Origin of the sequence: Ochrobactrum sp. SFR4 (assembly GCF_019730395.1) — a bacterium.
Taxonomy (GTDB): Bacteria; Pseudomonadota; Alphaproteobacteria; order Rhizobiales; family Rhizobiaceae; genus Pseudochrobactrum.
Window position 1 is genome coordinate 1 of sequence record NZ_JAAPBB010000701.1, and the last position, 279, is coordinate 279.

The following is a 279-nucleotide window of genomic DNA, read 5'->3' on the forward strand; positions in this document are numbered from 1 at the left end:
TTTCTGATGGCCGGTCTTGTGGTGCTGCTCGTTGGTGAAAATCCGCTGGATGCCGCATTGCTGATGGTCAAGGGTGCTTTCGGTTCCGGTGAGGGGATCGGCTACACCTTGTTCTATGCCACGAATTTTATCTTCGCCGGTCTTGCCGTTGCGGTGGCGTTTCATTGCGGGCTGTTTAACATTGGCGGTGAGGGGCAGGCCTATATCGGCGGCCTTGGCGTGGCGCTGGTCTGTCTGTGGCTTGATGCCTCGATGCCGTGGTGGATTACCATGTTTGCG

Annotated in this window: 1 pseudogene; it reads left to right on the top strand. The window is 57.0% G+C overall.

Going from position 1 to position 279, the window contains the following annotated elements:
* A pseudogene (locus tag HBA93_RS20865) lies at nt 1-279 on the top strand (ABC transporter permease); the annotation flags it as partial.